Source organism: Halomonas sp. PGE1 (assembly GCF_013000985.1).
In the GTDB taxonomy this organism is placed as follows: Bacteria; Pseudomonadota; Gammaproteobacteria; order Pseudomonadales; family Halomonadaceae; genus Halomonas; species Halomonas alkalicola.
On record NZ_CP053032.1, the window covers coordinates 3,751,308 to 3,770,030 of the forward strand.

Annotated in this window: 16 protein-coding genes and 1 pseudogene; 2 read left to right on the forward strand and 15 right to left on the reverse strand. The window is 69.0% G+C overall.

Going from position 1 to position 18,723, the window contains the following annotated elements:
• Positions 1–62: 62 nt before the first annotated feature.
• The 15 genes and pseudogenes from rnhB to rpsB form a co-directional block, all read right to left on the reverse strand.
• Positions 63–689, reverse strand: coding sequence for a ribonuclease HII (gene rnhB / locus HIR79_RS17505; protein WP_169959324.1), 627 nt, complete (start codon positions 687–689; stop codon positions 63–65).
• A complete protein-coding gene (gene lpxB, locus HIR79_RS17510; RefSeq protein WP_169959325.1) occupies positions 686–1,900 on the reverse strand; it encodes a lipid-A-disaccharide synthase in 1,215 nt (404 codons plus the stop codon). Before lpxB ends, rnhB begins: the two co-directional genes overlap by 4 nt.
• Before the next feature lie 2 nt (positions 1,901–1,902).
• Entirely contained in the window at positions 1,903–2,670 is a 768-nt protein-coding gene (gene lpxA, locus HIR79_RS17515; RefSeq protein WP_169959326.1) for an acyl-ACP--UDP-N-acetylglucosamine O-acyltransferase, read from the reverse strand.
• On the reverse strand, positions 2,667–3,110 hold the full coding sequence (fabZ, locus tag HIR79_RS17520) for a 3-hydroxyacyl-ACP dehydratase FabZ (RefSeq protein ID WP_169959327.1): 444 nt from the start codon (positions 3,108–3,110) through the stop codon (positions 2,667–2,669). Before fabZ ends, lpxA begins: the two co-directional genes overlap by 4 nt.
• A 105-nt stretch (positions 3,111–3,215) precedes the next feature.
• Complete coding sequence (lpxD, locus tag HIR79_RS17525) at positions 3,216–4,253, reverse strand: UDP-3-O-(3-hydroxymyristoyl)glucosamine N-acyltransferase (RefSeq protein WP_169959328.1); 1,038 nt, start codon at positions 4,251–4,253, stop codon at positions 3,216–3,218.
• A gap of 23 nt (positions 4,254–4,276) precedes the next feature.
• Positions 4,277–4,759, reverse strand: coding sequence for an OmpH/Skp family outer membrane protein (locus tag HIR79_RS17530; protein WP_169959329.1), 483 nt, complete (start codon positions 4,757–4,759; stop codon positions 4,277–4,279).
• Positions 4,760–4,819: 60 nt separating this feature from the next.
• Positions 4,820–7,159 (reverse strand): outer membrane protein assembly factor BamA, encoded by a 2,340-nt coding sequence (gene bamA, locus HIR79_RS17535; RefSeq protein WP_249322201.1) that lies wholly within the window; start codon positions 7,157–7,159, stop codon positions 4,820–4,822.
• A 258-nt stretch (positions 7,160–7,417) separates the two neighbouring features.
• Positions 7,418–8,776 carry an RIP metalloprotease RseP gene (rseP, locus tag HIR79_RS17540; RefSeq protein WP_169959330.1) on the reverse strand — a complete coding sequence of 453 codons (1,359 nt, stop codon included), beginning with the start codon at positions 8,774–8,776 and terminating at the stop codon, positions 7,418–7,420.
• A 40-nt stretch (positions 8,777–8,816) separates the two neighbouring features.
• Positions 8,817–10,023 (reverse strand): annotated as a pseudogene (gene ispC / locus HIR79_RS17545) (1-deoxy-D-xylulose-5-phosphate reductoisomerase).
• A gap of 1 nt (position 10,024) precedes the next feature.
• Positions 10,025–10,825 (reverse strand): phosphatidate cytidylyltransferase, encoded by an 801-nt coding sequence (locus tag HIR79_RS17550; RefSeq protein WP_169959331.1) that lies wholly within the window; start codon positions 10,823–10,825, stop codon positions 10,025–10,027.
• Positions 10,818–11,606 carry a polyprenyl diphosphate synthase gene (gene uppS / locus HIR79_RS17555; protein WP_283241843.1) on the reverse strand — a complete coding sequence of 263 codons (789 nt, stop codon included), beginning with the start codon at positions 11,604–11,606 and terminating at the stop codon, positions 10,818–10,820. The genes HIR79_RS17550 and uppS overlap by 8 nt, the downstream gene beginning before the upstream one ends.
• A 66-nt stretch (positions 11,607–11,672) precedes the next feature.
• A complete protein-coding gene (gene frr / locus HIR79_RS17560) occupies positions 11,673–12,230 on the reverse strand; it encodes a ribosome recycling factor (protein ID WP_110068933.1) in 558 nt (185 codons plus the stop codon).
• A 4-nt stretch (positions 12,231–12,234) separates the two neighbouring features.
• Positions 12,235–12,996, reverse strand: coding sequence for a UMP kinase (pyrH, locus tag HIR79_RS17565; RefSeq protein WP_169959333.1), 762 nt, complete (start codon positions 12,994–12,996; stop codon positions 12,235–12,237).
• Between the two features lie 110 nt (positions 12,997–13,106).
• Positions 13,107–13,976, reverse strand: a complete 870-nt coding sequence (gene tsf, locus HIR79_RS17570) for a translation elongation factor Ts (protein ID WP_110068935.1) — start codon at positions 13,974–13,976, stop codon at positions 13,107–13,109.
• 176 nt (positions 13,977–14,152) lie between these two features.
• The gene (gene rpsB, locus HIR79_RS17575) at positions 14,153–14,899 is read right to left on the reverse strand and encodes a 30S ribosomal protein S2 (protein ID WP_169959334.1); all 747 of its coding nucleotides are present in this window, start codon (positions 14,897–14,899) and stop codon (positions 14,153–14,155) included.
• 298 nt (positions 14,900–15,197) lie between these two features.
• Between rpsB and map the strand changes: the two genes are divergently transcribed.
• Both map and HIR79_RS17585 read left to right on the forward strand, forming a co-directional pair.
• On the forward strand, positions 15,198–15,989 hold the full coding sequence (map, locus tag HIR79_RS17580; protein WP_169959335.1) for a type I methionyl aminopeptidase: 792 nt from the start codon (positions 15,198–15,200) through the stop codon (positions 15,987–15,989).
• 4 nt (positions 15,990–15,993) lie between these two features.
• Complete coding sequence (locus tag HIR79_RS17585; RefSeq protein ID WP_169959336.1) at positions 15,994–18,678, forward strand: [protein-PII] uridylyltransferase; 2,685 nt, start codon at positions 15,994–15,996, stop codon at positions 18,676–18,678.
• The last annotated feature ends 45 nt before the right edge of the window (positions 18,679–18,723 follow it).

Sequence of the window (18,723 nt, forward strand, 5' to 3'; positions counted from 1 at the left end):
GCAAAAGACCCCCGCGACGACCTATCCCCGGCGCTCCTCGCTCTCGATGGCGACTCGCTGGCCTAGAACAGCGCCAGCTGGCGCTTGACCGGGGCGAAGGAGCGGCGGTGCTCCGGCAGCGCGCCGAAGCGCTCCAGGGCGGCCAGGTGCTCCCGGGTCGGGTAGCCCTTGTGGCGGGCGAAGCCGTAGTCGGGATGCCGGGCGTCGAGGGCCCGCATCTGGGCATCCCGGGCCACCTTGGCGAGTATCGAGGCGGCGGCGATGGCGGGGTGGCGGGCGTCCCCCTTGACCACCGCCTGTCCCGGCAGATGATGCCCGGGCAGGCGATTGCCGTCCACCAGCAGGTACTCCGCCGCCGGGCTCAGGGCATCGATGGCCCGGCGCATGGCCAGGTGGGTGGCATGATAGATATTGAGCGCATCCACCTCGGCGGGGCTGGCCTCGGCCACGGCGAAGGCCAGGGCCCTCTCGCGGATCTCGACGTCCAGGGCCTCGCGGCGCCGGGCGGAGAGCGCCTTGGAGTCGGTGAGCCCCTCGATCGGGCGCGCCGGGTCGAGGATCACCGCGGCGGCCACCACCGCCCCCACCAGGGGCCCGCGGCCCACCTCATCGACGCCGGCCAGGCGCTCGCCGCGGTAGTCCACCACCAGCGGGGGCAGCTCGGCGGCCTTGCCCCTTGCCGAGGTCACGATGCCGCCTCCCCGGCCCGCTCCGGGGCGACGCTCTCGGGCAGCGGTTCGCCCGCCACCAGCGCCTCGATGGCCTCCGCGGCGCGGCGGCTGGCGTCGCGCTGCAGGCCTGCGTGCATCGCGGCGAAGCGCGCCTCCAGGGCGGCGCGCCCCGGGGCGTCGTCGAGCAGCGCGCCGAGCCGGGCGGCGATCGCCTCGGGGCTCGCCGCCTCCTGGATCAGCTCCGGCACCAGGCTCTCCCGGGCGATCAGGTTGGGCAGCGAGATCCATTCGGTCTTGACCAGACGCCGGGCGAGCCAGTGGGTCGCCGGCGCCATCCGATAGGCCACCAGCATCGGGCGGTGGCAGAGCATCGCCTCGAGCGCCGCGGTGCCGGAGGCGAGCAGCACGGCGTCACTGGCCACCATCGCCTCCCGGGCCTGGCCGTCGAGCAGGGTCAGCCGCTCGGCAAGCCCGGGGTGGCCGGCCAGCAGCGCCGCGAGCTCCTCACGGCGCCTTGGCGTGGCCGCCGGCACCACCAGGTGCAGGCCCGGGCGCGCCGCACAGAGCCGTTCGGCGGCGGCGAGAAAGGTCTCGCCGAGAAAGCGGATCTCGTTGGCCCGGGAGCCGGGCAGCAGCGCCAGCACCTCGCCCTCGCCGGGCAGGCCCAGGGCGGTGCGCATGGCAGTCCGGTCGTTCTCGAGCGGCAGCTCGTCGGCCAGCGGGTGGCCGACGAAGGCCACCGGCACCCGGTGGCGGGCGTAGAAGGCTGCCTCGAAGGGCAGGAAGGTGAGCATGGCATCCACAGACTTCGCGATGCCCTTGACCCGCCCCTGGCGCCAGGCCCACACGGAGGGGCTGACGTAGTGGGCGGTGATCAGGCCCGCCTCGCGCAGCTGCCGCTCCAGGCCCAGGTTGAAGTCCGGGGCGTCGATGCCGACCATGATGTCCGGCTGCCAGGCCAGGGCATCGGCCCTGAGGGTGCGACGCACCCGGATCAGCCCGGGCAGGTGCTTGAGCACCTCGACGAGCCCCATCACCGAGAGAGTCTCCAGGGGGAAGCGGCTGTCGATCCCCTCGCGGATCATGCGCGGGCCGCCGATGCCGCGGAACTCGACGCCGGGATGGCGGGCCCTGAGGGCGCGCATCAGCCCGGCACCGAGGATGTCGCCGGAGAGCTCACCGGCGACCAGATAGACTCGCCGCACCGCCTGCCGCTCGGCCGTGGCCATGATCAGCGGATGATGCCGCGGGTCGACGCCTCGATGGAGGCGGCAAAGGTCTCGGTCTCGGCCAGGGCGAAGCGCGTGCGGATCTCGGCCAGCGCCTGCTCGACGGTGAGCCCCTGGCGATAGACCAGCTTGTAGGCCTCGCCGAGGGCCCGGAGGGCCTCCTTCGAGAAGCCGCGACGCTTGAGACCCACCAGGTTGAGGCCATGGACCTGGGCCGGGCTGCCGTTGATCATCACGTAGGCCGGGGTGTCCTTGGTGATGATGGAGCCGCCGCCGGCCATGGCGTGGGTGCCGAAGTGGCAGAACTGGTGCACCGCGGAGAGCCCGCCGAGGATGGCGAAGTCCCCGAGCTTCACGTGGCCCGCCAGGGTCACCTGGTTGGCCAGGATGCAGTCGTTGCCGATCACGCAGTCGTGGCCCACGTGCACATAGGCCATGAAGAGGTTGCGCGAGCCGATGGTGGTCTCGCCGCGGTCCTGGACGGTGCCGCGATGCAAGGTCACCCCCTCGCGGATCACGTTGTCATCGCCCATCACCAGCCGGGTGGGCTCGCCGGCATACTTCTTGTCCTGGCAGTCCTCACCCACCGAGGCGAACTGGAAGATGCGCGTGCGCGCCCCCAGCACCGTGGGCCCCTTGATCACCACATGGGGGCCGATCCGGCTGCCGGGGCCGATCTCCACGTCGGGCCCGATCACCGTGAAGGGGCCGACCTCGACGTCATCGGCGAGGCGCGCGGCGGGGTCGACGAGGGCAGTGGGGTGAATCAAGCGACCTTCCTCTCGGCACAGATGATCTCGGCCTCGCAGGCCAGCTCGCCGTCGACGGTGGCCTTGCAGGCAAACTTCCAGATGCCACGCTTCTCGCGGATCACATCGGCGCGCAGCTGCAGCCGGTCACCGGGCATCACCGGGCGCTTGAAGCGCACGTTGTCGCTGCCCACCAGGTAGTAGACATAGCCATCGGCGGGCAGCTTGTTGACGGTCTTGAAGCCGAGGATGCCACAGGCCTGGGCCAGCGCCTCCACCACCAGCACGCCGGGCATGATGGGGTGATGGGGAAAGTGCCCATTGAAGAACGGCTCGTTGATGCTGACATTCTTGTAGGCGACGATGGATTCGCCGAGGCTCAGCTCGGTGACCCTGTCCACCAGCAGAAAAGGATAGCGGTGGGGCAGATAGTCTCGAATTTCGTTGATGTCCATTACCATCGTCACAACCTCTGAAGTATCGGGAGCCCCGCCGTCCCGGCGGGTGCGAGCCGACGGCGCGGGCCGTCGGGCAGGCGGGGGATTATAGCGCCCCGGGCGCGACCCTCAACCGTCGCGCCCCTTCTCGAGCCGCGAGAGCCGCTTGGCGATGTCGTCGAGCTGCTTGAAGCGCACCGCGTTCTTGCGCCACTGGGCGTTCTTCATGGCGCCGGTACCGGAGGAGTAGACCCCGGGCTCGGTGATGGAGTTGGTCACCAGGCTCATGCCGGTGACCTGGACCCCGTCGCAGATCGTCAGATGGCCGGAGAGCCCCACGCCACCGCCCAGCATGCAGTGCTTCCCGACCCGGGTGGAGCCGGCGATGCCCACGCAGCCGGCCAGGGCGCTGTGGTCGCCGATCTGCACGTTGTGGGCGATCTGCACCTGGCTGTCGATCTTGACGTCGTGGCCGATGACGGTGTCGCCGAGGGCGCCGCGGTCGATGCTCGAACAGCTGCCCACCTCGACGTCATCGCCCAGTACGACGCCGCCGAGCTGGGCGATCTTGTGCCAGCGCGCCCCGTCGTGGGCGAAGCCGAAGCCGTCGCCGCCGATCACGCAGCCGCTGTGCAGGATGGCGCGCTGGCCCACCACCACGCCGTGGCAGACGGTGGCGTTGGCGTGGAGCCGGGAGCCGGCGCCGATGACGCTGTCGGCCCCCACCACGGCGCCGGGGCCGACGATCACGTCGTCGCCCAGGGTCACGCCCGCCTCGATCACGGCATTGGGGCCGATCTCGACCCGCTCACCGAGACGCGCGGCGGGGTCCACCGACGCCGAGGGGTGCACGCCGGCGGGCGGGCGCCCCGCCAGGGGATCGAAGAGGCGCGACAGCGCCGCATAGCCCAGATAGGGGTTGTCGAGCTCGAGGCGCGCCGTGGGACAGGTCTCGCCATGCTGCGGATGGAGCAGCACGGCCGCGGCCCGGGTATCCGGCAGGTCCTTGAGATAGGCGCGGTTGGCCAGGAAGGCCACCTGGTCCGGGCCGGCCTCCCTGAGGGTGGCCAGCCCGCTGACCCGGCGGTCGGCGTCACCGACCAGCCGGGCGCCCAGGCGCTCGGCGATGTCGGCAAGGGTGAGGGTCGGGGTGTCGCGTCGGGTCATGGCTTGGGTCCGCTGGTGCCGGCTCAGAACAGGGAGTTGAGGATCTGGGTCACTTCGCCGGTCAGGTCGGGCAGATCCTGGTTGGCGTGCAGCACGCCCTGGGGCTCGACGAGGACGTCGATGCCGTGGCGAGCGATCACCTGCTCGACGGCCTGCTCGAGCCGCGACTCGGCATCGCTCAGGAAGCGCTGCTCGGCCTCCTGCTGGGCCTGCATGATCTCGCCGACCAGGCGGTTGAGCTCGGACGCCTTGCGGTTGGCCTCCTGGCGCTCGCTGTCGCTGAGGCTGCTGGCACGCTGCTGCAGCTGGGAGAGCTCCTGGTCGAGCGCCTGGGCCTGGCGCTGCTGGCTGCCGATACGGCTCTCCAGCTCGCTCATGGAACGCTGGGCGGCATCGGTCTGCATCAGCGCCCGGCGCCAGTCCAGCACGGCCACCTCGGCGGCCTGGGCCGGCAGGGCCAGGGCGGCCAGCAGGAGAAGGCTCAGGGCAGCGGTCAATCTACGCATGTCGAACTCCTTGACGGGCCGCCGCCTGGCGGCCCGGCGTTGCTCAGGGGCTGGCCGGAATCAGAAGGTCTGACCCAGCGAGAACTGGAAGAACTGGGTGTCGTCGCCGCTCTCGTCGTTGAGCGGCTCGGCGATGCTGAAGGTGAGCGGGCCCACCGGCGTCAGCCAGGAGAGCCCCACGCCGACGCTGTAGCGCAGGTCGCCCAGGTCCACCCCGGAGCTGCAGTTCGAGGTGCCGGTCTCGGTGGCATAGCAGTCGGTGAGGAAGGTGTTGCCCGCGTCCAGGAACAGCGAGGTCTGCAGGGAACGGCGATCCTCGATGAAGGGCAGCGGGAAGAGCAGCTCGGCGCTGCCCTGCATCAGCACGTTGCCGCCCAGGGTGCGATCGCGTCCGCCGGATTCCGGCGGCGTGGTGCGCTGGCCCAGGGTGTTGGCGGTGAAGCCGCGCACCGAGCCGAGGCCACCGGCGTAGAAGTTCTCGTAGAAGGGGTAGGGGTCGTTGCCGACCACGTCGGCATAGCCCACCTCGCCGCTGAACTTCAGCGCCCAGTCGTGGTTGTCGTTGAGCGGGAAGAGCTGGCGGGCCTGGGCGCGCAGCTTGTAGTACTCGGCGTCGCTGCCGGGCACCGCGGTCTCCAGCGACAGGCGCTGGTAGTTGCCGGCGGTGGGCATGATGCCGCGGTTGAGGTTGTTGCGGGTCCAGCTGGCCGTCAGCTTCAGGCTCTGGGCATCGGCCCCCTGCTCGTCGACGTAGCGGGTGATCTCCTGGGCGGTATCGCGATAGGTCTTGACCGTCAGGTCCTCCACCGCGGCGCCGAAGTTGAGACGGGTGATCTCGTTGATCGGGTAGCCGAAGTTGATCCCCGCACCGTAGGCGTCGGTGGAGTAGGTGGAGATGTCGGAGTCCTCGTAGTCGGTCTCGCGGTAGTAGAGGTTGTAGCCGCGAGAGATGCCGTCGAGGGTCCAGTAGGGGTCGGTGAAACCGAAGTTGACGCTGGTGAAGGTGTCGCTGCGCTGGGCGCCGACGTTCACCCGGTTGCCGGTCCCCAGGAAGTTGGTCTGGGAGAGGCCCACGCCGTAGATGACGCCGGCGCTCTGGGAGAAGCCGACGCTGGCGGAGATCGAGCCGGAGGGCTGCTCCTCCACGGTGTAGGTGACGTCGAGCTTGTCGGGCTCACCGGCCACGGGCCGGGTCTCCACGTCCACCTGGCGGAAGAAGCCGAGGCGCTCGAGGCGCTGGCGGGACTGGGTGATCGACTGAGTCGAGGCCGGCGCCCCCTCCAGCTGGATCATCTCCCGGCGCAGCACCTCGTCCTGGGTGGTGGTGTTGCCGATGAACTCGATGCGGCGCACATAGGCGCGGCGCCCGGCATCGACCCGGAACGCCAGGTCCACGGTGTCGTCCGACGCGGAGACCTCGGGGATGCCATCGACGCTGGCGAAGGCGAAACCCTCGGCGCCGAGGCGTGCGCGCAGCGCCTCGGAGGAGGCGGTCACGTCGCTGCGCGAGAAGACCTGGCCCGGCGCCACCTCGAGCAGCTCGCGGGCCTCGCGCTCGCTGATCTGCAGGTCGCCCACGAAGCGCACGTCGCCGATGCGGTACTGGCGGCCCTCGTCGACGTTGACGGTGATGAAGATCTGCGACTTGTCCGGGCTGATCGAGACCTGGGTCGACTCGACGTTGAAGTTGACGTAGCCGCGGTCCAGGTAGAAGGAGCGCAGGCGCTCGAGATCGCCGGCCAGCGCCTCGCGGGAGTACTCGTCCCGGGAGAACCAGCCGAAGATGCGGCCAGGGCGGTCGTTGAGCTCGAAGACGTCGCGCAGGGTGTCGTCGTCGAAGGCGCGGTTGCCGACGAGGTTGATCTGGCGGATGCGCGCCACGGCGCCCTCGTTGATCTCCACGTCGACCTGCACGCGGCCCTCGTCGATCTCGCGCACGCTGGTCTCGATGGTGGCGCTGTAGCGCCCCTGCCCCTGGTAGACGCCCTCCAGCTCGCGCTGGATCTCCTCCAGGGTGGAGAGCTGCAGCACCTCGCCCTCGGCGAGGCCGGCCTGGCGCAGGCCCTGGCGCAGCTCATCGTCACCGATGCGGCGGTTGCCGCTGATATTGAGACGGCTGATGGTGGGTCGCTCCACCACCTGGATGATCAGCACGTCGCCGTCCCGGGCGAGGCTGATATCCTCGAACAGGCCGGTGGCAAACAGGCTGCGGGTCGCCTCGGCCAGCTCGCGGTCATCGACGCGGTCGCGAGCGCTGACGGGAAAGGCGTTGAAGACGGAGGCGGCGGAGACTCGCTGCAGGCCTTCCACACGAATGTCCGAAACCTCGAAGGGTTGGGCCTGGGCCGTCCCGGCCCCGACGAGCAGCAGTGCCGCCAGTCCGATGGTCTTGATTCTCATGCAGTCGATTCGCTCGCGTTGATCTGCCAAACCTGTCCAGACAGGCACCTTATACATTTGTGCGGCTCGCTGACAAGGCGATTGCCACAGAGCAATCGCCGCTGCCATGCGCAAGGGGCGCAGGGGACAAGCCGAAGAGGGGGTCCGTGGACCAGGGATGGTCTAGGTAGCCCCCAGGGAGGGGTTCATGGCGCCCCCTCACAGGCTTGTCGCCGGATCAGCCCCGGCGAGCAGGCAGTAGCTCGTTCGGGCCTTGCGTCACCAGAGCCGCATCAGATCGAAATAGATCGCCATCAGCATCAGGGTCCCCACCAGCGCCAGGCCGATGCGCAGGCCGATTGCCTGGGCCTGCTCGGAGACCGGGCGGCCACGCACCACCTCCACGAAATAGTAGAGCAGGTGGCCGCCGTCGAGCACCGGGATCGGCAGCAGGTTGAGCACCGCCAGGCTGATGGAGAGATAGGCCAGGAAGCTGACGAAGCTCTCGAGCCCCGCCCGGGCCGAATCGCCCGAAATCTGGGCAATGGTGATCGGGCCCGAGAGGTTGGAGGGCGAGATCAACCCCACCAGCATCTTGCGGATGGCATCCAGGGTCAGCAGGGTCATCTCGCCGGTGCGGGATACCGCCTCGCCCACTGCGGCCACGGGGCCGTAGCGGATCTCGCGGCGGTACTCCTCGGGCCACGCCACCGGCGCCACGCCGGCGCCGATGTAGCCGATGGTCACGCCTTCCTCCAGAGTGTTGCTGCCGGGGGTGATGGCAAGGCTCAGCCGCTCGCCGTCGCGCGCCACCTCGAGGGTCAGCGCCTCGCCGGGGCTTGCCCGCACGATGTCGACGAAATGCATCCAGTCGTCGACCGCGGTGCCATCCACCGCCAGGATCTCGTCGCCGGCCTGGAGGCCGGCGGCGTCGGCCGCCTCCCCGGGCATCAGCTGGCCCAGCACCGCCGGGAAGGGCGGGCGCCAGGGGGTCACGCCGAGGCTCGGCAGCGGCTGGGGCGGGTCCTGGCGCACCAGCCAGTTCTCGACCGGCAGGCGATACTCGCGGGGCTCGGCGGTGGCGTCGCTGCGGGCGTCGACGGTGAGCTCGCCGCTCATGCCGATGGCGGCCACCAGCTTGAGGTTGATCTCGTCCCAGCCGCGCACCGCCTCGCCGCGCACCGCGACGATCTCCTGGCCGGCGACGAGGCCGCCGCGCTCCGCCGGCGACCCCGGCTCGACGCTGCCGATCACCGGCGCCACCGTGGTGGTGCCGGCCACGAACAGCGCCCAGTAGGCGACGATGGCGAGCAGGAAGTTGGCCAGGGGGCCGGCAGCGACGATGGCGATCCGCTGCCATACCGTCTTGCGGTTGAAGGCCTGGCCGAGCTCGTCCTCGGGCACCGGCGCCTCGCGCTCGTCGAGCATCTTGACGTAGCCGCCCAGCGGGATGGCGGCCACGGCGAACTCGGTGCCATGGCGGTCGACGCGGGACCAGATCGGCGTGCCGAAGCCCACCGAGAAGCGCAGCACCCGGACGCCACAGCGCCTGGCCACCCAGAAGTGGCCGAACTCGTGGAAGGTGATCAACAGGCCCAGCACCACGATGACGGCCAGGATGTTCTGGATCAGGCCCAAGTCGCTCTCCTCCTGGAATCGGGTTGGAATGGCATCGGTGTCAGCGGTTCGCCAGCCGGGTCACGGCGGCACGCCGCGCGCGGGCATCGGCGTCCAGTACGGTCTCGAGGTCGCGCACGGCCTGGACCGGCTCGGCATCGCGCACCCGGGCCACCAGCTCGGCGATGCCGGTGAAGCCGAGGCGACCCGCCAGGAAGGCCTCCACCGCCACCTCGTTGGCCGCATTGAGCACCGCCGGCGCCGTCCCCCCCCGCGGCCATGGCCTCGCGAGCCAGGCGCAGGCAGGGGAAGGCGGCCTCGTCCGGCGCCTCGAAGTCGAGCCGGGCGACCCGGAAGAGGTCCAGCGCCTCGACGCCGGCCTCGATGCGCTCCGGCCAGGCCAGCCCGTAGGCGATGGGGGTGCGCATGTCGGGGTTGCCCAACTGGGCGATCACCGAGCCATCGCTGTAGGCGGCCATGGAGTGGATCACGCTCTGGGGGTGCACCACCACCTGCACCTGCTCCGGCCGGGCGTCGAACAGCCAGCACGCCTCGATCAGCTCCAGCCCCTTGTTCATCAGGGTGGCGCTGTCCACCGAGATCTTGCGGCCCATGGACCAGTTGGGGTGGGCGCAGGCCTGTTCGGGCGTCACCTCGGCCAGCCGCTCGGGCGACCAGCCGCGGAAGGGGCCGCCGGAGGCGGTCAGCAGCAGCTGGGTAACGCCGTGGCGGGCGAGCCCCCCGCGATGCTCCACGGGTAGACACTGGTAGATGGCATTGTGTTCGGAATCGATGGGCAGAAGGGTCGCGCCGCTCGTCGCCACCGCCTCCATGAAGAGCGCCCCGGACATCACCAGGGCCTCCTTGTTGGCCAGCAGCACCCGCTTGCCGGCATGCACCGCGGCAAGCGTGGGCAGGAGGCCCGCGGCGCCGACGATGGCCGACATCACCACATCCACCTCGCGCGCCTCGGCCACCGCCACCAGGGCCGCCGGGCCGGACTCGACCTCGGTCGCCACGCCGGCCTCGGCAAGGCGCGCCCGCAGCCAGGCGGCGTCGCGCTCGTCGCCGAGCACCGCTACCGCGGGCCGGTGGAAGAGGCAGAGCGCCAGCAGGGGCTCCCGGGAGCGGTGGGCGGTCAGCGCATGGACACGATAGCGCTCGGGGTGGCGGGCGATCACGTCCAGGGTGCTGGTGCCGATGGAGCCGGTGGCCCCCAGCACGGTGACTGCCTGGCGGCGCCAGGCGCCGCGCTCTGCTGCGGCCACCCTAGAGCACCCCGAGCATCAGCAGGGCGAAGAGGGGCAGCGCCGCGGTGAGGCTGTCGATGCGGTCGAGCACGCCGCCATGGCCCGGCAGCAGCTGGCTGGAGTCCTTGATGCCGCGAAAGCGCTTGAGCATGCTCTCGAGCAGGTCGCCCAGCACCGAGACCAGGGTCACCACCAGGGTCGCCAGCAGCAGGGCCAGCCCGCCGCCGAGGCCGAGCCCCTGCCAGGCGGCGAAGATCAGGGCAAGCGCGGCGGTGGCGACGAGGCCGCCGGCCACCCCTTCCCAGCTCTTGCCCGGGCTCACCCTGGGCGCCAGCTTGCGCCGCCCGAAGGCGCGGCCGGCGAAGTAGGCGCCGATATCGGCACACCACACCAGCAGCAGCACAAAGAGCAGCCAGACCGCGCCGGTATCGCGCAGCACGTTCAGCCCCACCCAGGCGGGGAGCAGCACCCAGACTCCCATGGCAAGGCGCCGCGTGGACGACTGCCACTGCCCGCCGCGTGCGGGGTAGTGAACCACCCAGTAGAGATTGGCCAGCCAGCCGGCCACGCCCAGCCACAGCGGCCAGGCCATCAGGGCCCCACCGCTGAGCCAGAGCATCAGCATCGCCATGCCCAGCACGCCTACCAGCATCAGCCGGTTGTCGGGCCGGCGGATGCCCGCCAGGTTGGTCCATTCCCAGCCGGCCAGCAGCACGATGGCCGCCGTGAAGAGGGCGAAGAACCCGCCGGACAGGCCAAACAGGCCCGCCAGCATCAGCGGCGCCAGCCAGGCCGCGGTGATGATGCGCTGTCTAAGCACCTTGTTGCGCCTCGATCTGTTCGTCGGTCATGCCGAAGCGCCGCTGGCGCCGCTGGAAGTCCTCCAGCGCCAGGTCGAAGGCGTCGGCGTCGAAGTCGGGCCACAGGCGTGGCGTGAAGTGGAGCTCGGCGTAGGCCAGCTCCCAGAGAATGAAGTTGGAGATGCGCTGCTCGCCGCTGGTGCGGATGCAGAGATCCACCGGCGCCACCCCGGCCAGGCTCAGTTGGGAAGCGAAGGCGGCCTCGTCGATGGCCTCGGGATCCATCTCGCCGGCGGCCACCCGCTCGGCGAGGCGGCGCGCCGCCCGGGTCAGGTCCCACTGGCCGCCATAGTTGGCGGCGATCACCAGGTGCAGCCGGGTGTTGTCGCGGGTCTTGGCCTCGGCCCGGGCGATGTGCTTCTGGATCGAGTCCGAGAAGGCCGAGAGATCACCGATCACCGAGAGCCGGATGCCGTTCTGGTGAAGCTTGCTGACCTCGCGCTTCAGCGCCAGCAGGAACAGCTCCATCAGGGCGCTGACCTCGGCCCGGGGACGCTTCCAGTTCTCGCTGGAGAAGGCGAACAGGGTGAGGGTCTCGACCCCGCGCTCGGCGGCACGCCGGATGGTGGCGCGCACCGCCTCCACGCCGGCATGGTGACCGCGCACGCCGGAGAGGCCGCGCGCCCGCGCCCAGCGGTTGTTGCCGTCCATGATGATCGCCACATGGCGTGGCAGCGGGCCCCCCGGGGTGGCAGGCGTGCCCTCCGTGGCGCTGGAATCTGGGGTGAGCGGTGACGTCATGGGGTCTCGCATCGGGGAGTGGGTAGCGAAGGCAGGAGGCCGCCCTCCTGGCGGCCCCGGACTTGCTCAGATCTGCATCAGATCGTGTTCCTTCAGCTCCAGCGTCTTGTCGATCTCGGCGATGTACTTGTCGGTCAGCTTCTGGATCGCGTCCTCGGCCTGGCGCTGCTCGTCCTCGGTGATCTCCTTCTCCTTGAGCAGGGACTTGAAGTCACCGTTGGCATCGCGGCGCACGTTGCGCACCGCCACCCGGGCGTGCTCGGCCTCGGAGCGCGCCTGCTTGATGTAGCCCTTGCGGGTCTCCTCGGTGAGCATCGGCATCGGCACGCGGATGTTGTTGCCGGCGGTCGAGGGATTCAGGCCGAGATCGGCGGCCATGATGGCCTTCTCGACCTTGGGCACCATGCTCTGCTCCCAGGGCACCACCGAGAGGGTACGGGCGTCCTCGATGTTGATGTTGGCCACCTGGTTGAGCGGCACCTGGCTGCCGTAATACTCCACGGTCACCGCGTCCAGGATGCTGGAGTGGGCGCGCCCGGTACGGATCTTGTTCAGGTTGCCATGCAGCGCTTCCACGCTCTTCTTCATGCGGGATTCTGCATCTTTCTTGATGTCATTGATCACGGTGTCAACCTCTGTCTATCAGCGTGCCTTCCTCGCCGCCCACCACCAGGTTGAGCAGGGCGCCCGGCTTGTTCATGTTGAAGACGCGGACCGGCATGTCATGGTCACGCACCAGGCAGATAGCGGTCAAATCCATGATGCCGAGCTTCTGGTCCAGGGCATCGTCATAGCTGAGCTGGTCGTACTTGATCGCATCAGCGTGCTTGACCGGGTCCTTGTCGTAGACTCCGTCCACCTTGGTGGCCTTGACCACCACGTCGGCGTCGATCTCGATCCCGCGCAGGCAGGCCGCGGAATCGGTGGTAAAGAAGGGATTGCCGGTACCGGCGGAGAACAGTACCACATCCCCGGAGGTGAGATAGCGGATGGCGGTACGGCGGTCATAGTGCTCCACCACGCCGCTCATGGGGATCGCGGACATCACCCGGGAGCGGATATTGGAACGCTCCAGGGCGTCGCGCATGGCCAGGGCGTTCATCACCGTGGCCAGCATGCCCATATGGTCACCGGTCACCCGATCCATGCCGGCCTCGTTCAGGGCGGCACCGCGGAACAGGTTGCCGCCGCCGATCACGATGCCGACCTGCACCCCGATCCCCACCAGCTGGCCGATCTCGAGGGCCATGCGGTCCAGCACCTTGGGGTCGATGCCGAAATCGTGCTCGCCCATCAGCGCCTCGCCGGAGAGCTTGAGCAGGATTCGCTTGTACTTCGACTTGTCGGTGCGGGCCTTGGGTGAGGTCTCGACGTGATCGGATGGGGACATGGCATCTCTCCTGGGGCATCAGCATTGGCATGGGGGCGGCCGGTGCACCGGCCGGATACGCGATGGCGTGCGCTCGCGCGCACGCCATCATCCTGCAGGAACCTCTGACCTCAGCTGCGCTTGGCCTGTTCCATCACTTCCTTGGCGAAGTCGACCTCTTCCTTCTCGATGCCCTCGCCCACTTCGAAGCGGGTGAAACCGAGGACCTCGCCGCCGGCCGCCTTGGCGAACTGGGCAACGCTCTGGTCCGGGTTCTTGACGAAGGGCTGCTCGGTCAGGCTGTTCTCGGCCAGGTACTTCTTCAGGCGGCCCTGGACCATCTTCTCGGCGATCTCGGCGGGCTTGCCGGCCATGTCGGGCTGGGCGAGGATGATGTCCTTCTCCTTGTCCAGCTGCTCCTGGGGCATGTCCTCGGGGCGCGCGACGGCCGGGTTGATGGCGGCGACGTGCATCGCGATGTCCTTGGCCACTTCGGCGTTGCCGCCCTTGAGCACGGTCAGCACGCCGATGCGGCCGCCGTGGACGTATTCGCCCACCAGGCCACCCTCGAGGGCGTCGACCACGACGCAGCGACGCACGCCGATGTTCTCGCCGATCTTCTGGACCAGCTGCTCGCGAGCGGCTTCCAGATCGCCGGCCATCACGGCGGCCACGTCTTCGTTCTTGGCGGCGAAGAAGGCGTCGGCGACCTTGTCGGCGAAGGCCTTGAAGTTGTCGTCACGGGCGACGAAGTCGGTCTCGGAGTTGATCTCGACCATCACGCCGTAGCTGCCATCCTCGGCCACGCGGGTCACCACGGTGCCCTCGGCGGCGGTGCGGCTGGCCTTCTTTGCGGCCTTGAGGCCGGAGCTCTTGCGCAGGTTCTCGATGGCGACCTCGATGTCACCGCCGGCCTCGGTGAGGGCCTTCTTGCACTCCATCATGCCGAGTCCGGTACGCTCGCGCAGTTCCTTGACCTGGGAGGCGCTGATAGCTGCCATGGGGTTCACCTCTGAATCTGTGTGTCAACGGAGAGCGGACCCGTCGCTGTGACGGATCCGGCGAATGCTGAGAAAAAAGGGGGCCGCGGCCCCCTTCTCGTCTGTCCGGCTGCCGTGGCATCGACCACCGAGGCATCAACCACCGTGGCGACGGCCACCGAACAGACTAGCCGCGATCACTCGGCGGCGCTGTCGCTTTCCTGGACCACCTCGTCGGTGACCTCGACGAACTCGTCGGGACGACCTTCCTTCGCACGGGTGCAGGCGTCGGCGATGGCCTTGACGTAGATCTGGATGGCGCGGATAGAGTCATCGTTGCCGGGGATCACGTAGTCGACGCCGTCCGGATCGGAGTTGGTATCCACCACGCCGATGACCGGGATGCCGAGCTTGTTCGCCTCGTTGATGGCGATGCGCTCGTGGTCTACGTCGATCACGAACAGGGCGTCGGGCAGGCCACCCATCTCCTTGATACCGCCGATGGAACGCTCGAGCTTGTCCTGCTCGCGGGTCGCCATCAGGACTTCCTTCTTGGTCAGCTTCTCGAAGGTGCCGTCCTCGCGCATGGTCTCGAGGTCGCGCAGACGCTTGATGGACTGACGGATGGTCTTGTAGTTGGTCAGCATGCCGCCCAGCCAGCGGTGGTTGACATAGGGCTGACCGGCGCGCTTGGCCTCTTCCTTGATGATCTTGCTGGCGCTGCGCTTGGTACCGACGAACATGACCTTGTTGTTGGACGCGGCCATCTTCTCGACCACATCGATGGCCTCGTTCAGGGCCGGCAGGGTATGCTCGAGGTTAATGATGTGGATCTTGTTGCGGGCACCAAAGATGAACTTGCTCATCTTCGGGTTCCAGTACTTGGTCTGGTGACCGAAGTGAGCGCCTGCCTTGAGCAGGTCACGCATATTGACGTGTGCCATGGATGACTCCTGGAAAATCGGGTTAGGCCTCCACGCACCCCATGGATCCGACCGCCGAAGCCCTCTGGAGGAGCCGCGACAGCACCCGGGACCATGTGCCGGTGCATGTGTGTTTTCAAGGCGTTACATTGATATACACCCACCCTGCCACCACACCGCGCATACCCTTCACGGCGACACCTCGACGTGCGCGGACGGGAAAGGACGGGCGATTGCAGGAAGGCGCGCAGCTTTATACCATGGATCATCCGCAAGTTGAAGTCGCCCGGGCGACCCCACCCCCCACCCTCGAGATTCCATGAACGTACCCATCAAGACGCCCGACGAGATCGAGAAGATGCGCGAGGCGGGCCGTCAGGCCGCCAGCGTGCTGGAGATGATCACCCCCTTCGTCGCGGCCGGCATCACCACCGGCGAGATCGACCGCCGCTGCCACGACTATATCGTCGACGTGCTCGGCTCCACCCCGGCCCCGCTCGATTACCACGGCTTCCCCAAGTCGGTCTGTACCTCCATCAACCACGTGGTGTGCCACGGCATTCCCGACGACGGCAAGGCCCTGAAGAAGGGCGACATCATGAACCTGGATGTCACCGTCAGGACCGCCGACGGCTACCACGGCGACTCCAGCGTGATGTTCGTGATCGGCGAGACCATCCAGGGCGAACGGCTGTGCCGGGTCACCCAGGAGTGCCTCTACCGCAGCATCGCCCTGGTGCGCCCGGGCGTGCACCTCTCCGAGCTGGCCCGCGCCATCCAGAGCCACGCCGAGGCCAGCGGCTACTCGGTGGTGCGCGACTTCTGTGGCCACGGCATCGGCGCCGGCTTCCACGAGGAGCCCCAGGTGCTGCATTACGACGGCTATGCCCCCGAGGCGGACATCGCCCTCGAAGCCGGCATGTGCTTCACCATCGAGCCGATGATCAACGTCGGCGACTCCCGCACCAAGGTGCTGCGCGACGGCTGGACCGCGGTGACCAAGGACCGCAGCCTCTCCGCCCAGTGGGAGCACACCCTGCTGGTGACCGAGACCGGCGTCGAGGTGCTCACCGCACGCCGCGACGAAGACCTCTCCTTCCTGGAGCGCTGAGCCGATGCTGCTCCACCACTTCCGCTTCGCCCCCGACGAGAGCCTGTTCGATAGCGACGCCTTCCGCGCCGAGCTCGCCGGCAGCCGCTCGCCCATCGCCCCCTTCAAGGCGGCGCTGCGCGAGATCCAGGCGCGACTCGACGGGCGCTTCCGGAACGGCGCCGACATCCGCGACCTGATCCACGGTCGCGCCTGGTGCCTCGACCGGCTGCTGGCGGTAGCCTGGGAGCAGCATGAGTGGCCCGCGGGCGAGGGGCTCGCGCTGCTCGCCGTGGGCGGCTACGGCCGCGGCGAGCTGCACCCCCACTCCGACGTCGACCTGCTGCTGCTGCTCGAGAAGGACGACGACGCGCCCTACCGGGAGACGCTCACCGCCTTCGTCACCTTCCTGTGGGACATCGGCCTGGAGATCGGCCACAGCGTGCGCTCGCTCTCCGACTGCGAGCGCGAGGCAAAGGCCGACGTCACGGTGATCACCAACCTGCTGGAGAGCCGCACCATCGCCGGCCCCGAGCGGCTGCGCGAGGCGATGAAGGCGCGCCTCGCCCCCGACCGGCTATGGCCCGCCGACCGTTTCTTCGAGGCCAAGTGGCAGGAGCAGATCAGCCGCCACCATCGCTTCAACAACTCCGAGTACCACCTGGAGCCCAACCTCAAGAGCTCCCCCGGGGGCCTGCGCGACATCCAGATGATCGGCTGGGTGGCCAAGCGCCACTTCGGCAGCCAGCGCTACGAGGACCTGGTCGCCAACGGGTTCATGAACGACGCCGAACTGCGCATCCTCAGCCAGGGCCAGGCCTTCCTGTGGCAGGTCCGCTACGCCCTGCACATGCTCACCGGCCGCGCCGAGGACCGCCTGCAGTTCGACCACCAGCGCACCATCGCCGAGCTGTTCGGCTTCCGCGACACCCCGGAGCGGCTGGCCGTCGAGCAGTTCATGAAGCGCTACTACCGCCACGTGACGGCCCTGGCCGGCCTCAACGACATGCTGCTGCAGCACTTCGACGAGGCGATCCTGCACGCCGGCGAGGAGCTCGAGACCACCCCGCTCAACGACCGCTTCGAGATCCGCGGCGGCTACATCCAGGCGCGCTCGCGCACCGTCTTTCGCGACCGGCCCGCGGCGCTGCTGGAGCTCTTCCTGCTGATGGCCGAGCACCCCGAGATCGAGGGGGTGCGCGCCGACACCATCCGCCTGATCCGCGACCACCGCCACCTGATCGACGACCTCTACCGCGACGACGTGCGCCACCAGAGCCTGTTCATGGCGCTGCTGCGCTCCGGCGGCAACGTGGCGCGCCAGCTCAGGCGCATGAACCGCTACGGGGTGCTCGGCAAGTACCTGCCGGAGTTCGGCCGCGCCGTGGGCCTGATGCAGCACGACCTCTTCCACATCTATACCGTGGACGCCCACACCCTGCGCCTGCTGAAGTTCATCCACGGCTTCCGCAAGCCCGAGGCCCGCGAGACCTTCCCGGTGGCCGCCAACGTCGTCCATCAGCTGCCCAAGCTGGAGCTGCTGTGGATCGCCGGGCTCTACCACGACATCGGCAAGGGGCGCGGCGGCGACCACTCGCTCCTCGGTGCCCGGGACGTCGAGGTCTTCGCCGAGCGCCACGGCCTCTCGACCCGCGACACCCGCCTGGTGAGCTGGCTGGTGGAGCACCACCTGACGATGTCGATGGTGGCCCAGAAGCGTGACACCACCGACCCCGACGTGATCGCCGATTTCGCCCGCCTGGTAGGCGACGAGACCCGCCTCGACTACCTCTATGTGCTCACCGTGGCCGACATCAACGCCACCAACCCGACGCTGTGGAACGGCTGGCGCGCCTCGCTGCTGCGCCAGCTCCACGCCGAGACCAAGCGCGCCCTGCGCCGCGGGCTCGAGAACCCCCTGGAGCGCAATGACTGGGTCAACGAGACCCGCGACGAGGCGCTCTCGCTGCTCGCCGCGGTGGGGGCCGACATGGCAAGCGTACAGCGCCTGTGGGAGTCGCTGGGCGAGGAGTACTTCCTGCAGTACGCCCCCAGCGAGATCGCCTGGCAGACCCAGGGCATCCTCGCCCACGGCGGCAGCTCGCTGCCGCTGATCCTGATCAGCGCCCCGGCCGAGGACATGGCCGAGGGCGGCACCAAGGTGTTCATCCACACCCGCTCGGTGGACGACCTGTTCGCCGCCACCGCCGCCGCCCTCGACCAGCTCGGCCTATCGATCCACGACGCCCGCATCGCCACCTCCAGCAGCGACTGGACGCTCAACACCTTCATCGTGCTGGACGACCAGGGCCAGGCGATCCGCGACCCGGCGCGCATCGAGGAGATCCAGGCCCACCTGGTGGAGGAGCTCGACGACCCGGACGACTACCCCGAGATCGTCACCCGCCACACCCCGCGCCAGCTGCGCCACTTCCGGGTGCCCACCGAGGTGATCATCGAGCAGGACCCCGCCAACGAGCGCACCCTGCTGGAGCTGATCGCCCCGGACCGCCCCGGCCTGCTGGCCCGGGTGGGGCGCATCTTCATGGAGCAGGACATCGCCCTCTCCGCGGCCAAGATCGCCACCCTGGGCGAGAAGGTGGAGGACGTCTTCTTCATCACCGACAAGGCCGGCCGGCCCCTCACCGACCCGGAGCGCCAGGCGCGCCTGCGCGAGCGGCTGGTGGAGGTGCTGGATGTCTCCGGCTAGGCCCGAGACGGCAGAGTAGCGAGGAGCGCCGGGGACAGGTCATTC

Coding starts and splice junctions, on each gene's coding strand:
- rpsB (WP_169959334.1), bottom strand. CDS start 14,899: ATGGCACACGTCAATATGCGTGACCTGCTCAAGGCAGGCGCTCACTTC.
- HIR79_RS17585 (WP_169959336.1), top strand. CDS start 15,994: ATGCTGCTCCACCACTTCCGCTTCGCCCCCGACGAGAGCCTGTTCGAT.
- tsf (WP_110068935.1), bottom strand. CDS start 13,976: ATGGCAGCTATCAGCGCCTCCCAGGTCAAGGAACTGCGCGAGCGTACC.
- uppS (WP_283241843.1), bottom strand. CDS start 11,606: ATGACGTCACCGCTCACCCCAGATTCCAGCGCCACGGAGGGCACGCCT.
- HIR79_RS17530 (WP_169959329.1), bottom strand. CDS start 4,759: ATGCGTAGATTGACCGCTGCCCTGAGCCTTCTCCTGCTGGCCGCCCTG.
- lpxD (WP_169959328.1), bottom strand. CDS start 4,253: ATGACCCGACGCGACACCCCGACCCTCACCCTTGCCGACATCGCCGAG.
- pyrH (WP_169959333.1), bottom strand. CDS start 12,996: ATGTCCCCATCCGATCACGTCGAGACCTCACCCAAGGCCCGCACCGAC.
- fabZ (WP_169959327.1), bottom strand. CDS start 3,110: ATGGTAATGGACATCAACGAAATTCGAGACTATCTGCCCCACCGCTAT.
- bamA (WP_249322201.1), bottom strand. CDS start 7,159: ATGAGAATCAAGACCATCGGACTGGCGGCACTGCTGCTCGTCGGGGCC.
- map (WP_169959335.1), top strand. CDS start 15,198: ATGAACGTACCCATCAAGACGCCCGACGAGATCGAGAAGATGCGCGAG.
- lpxB (WP_169959325.1), bottom strand. CDS start 1,900: ATGGCCACGGCCGAGCGGCAGGCGGTGCGGCGAGTCTATCTGGTCGCC.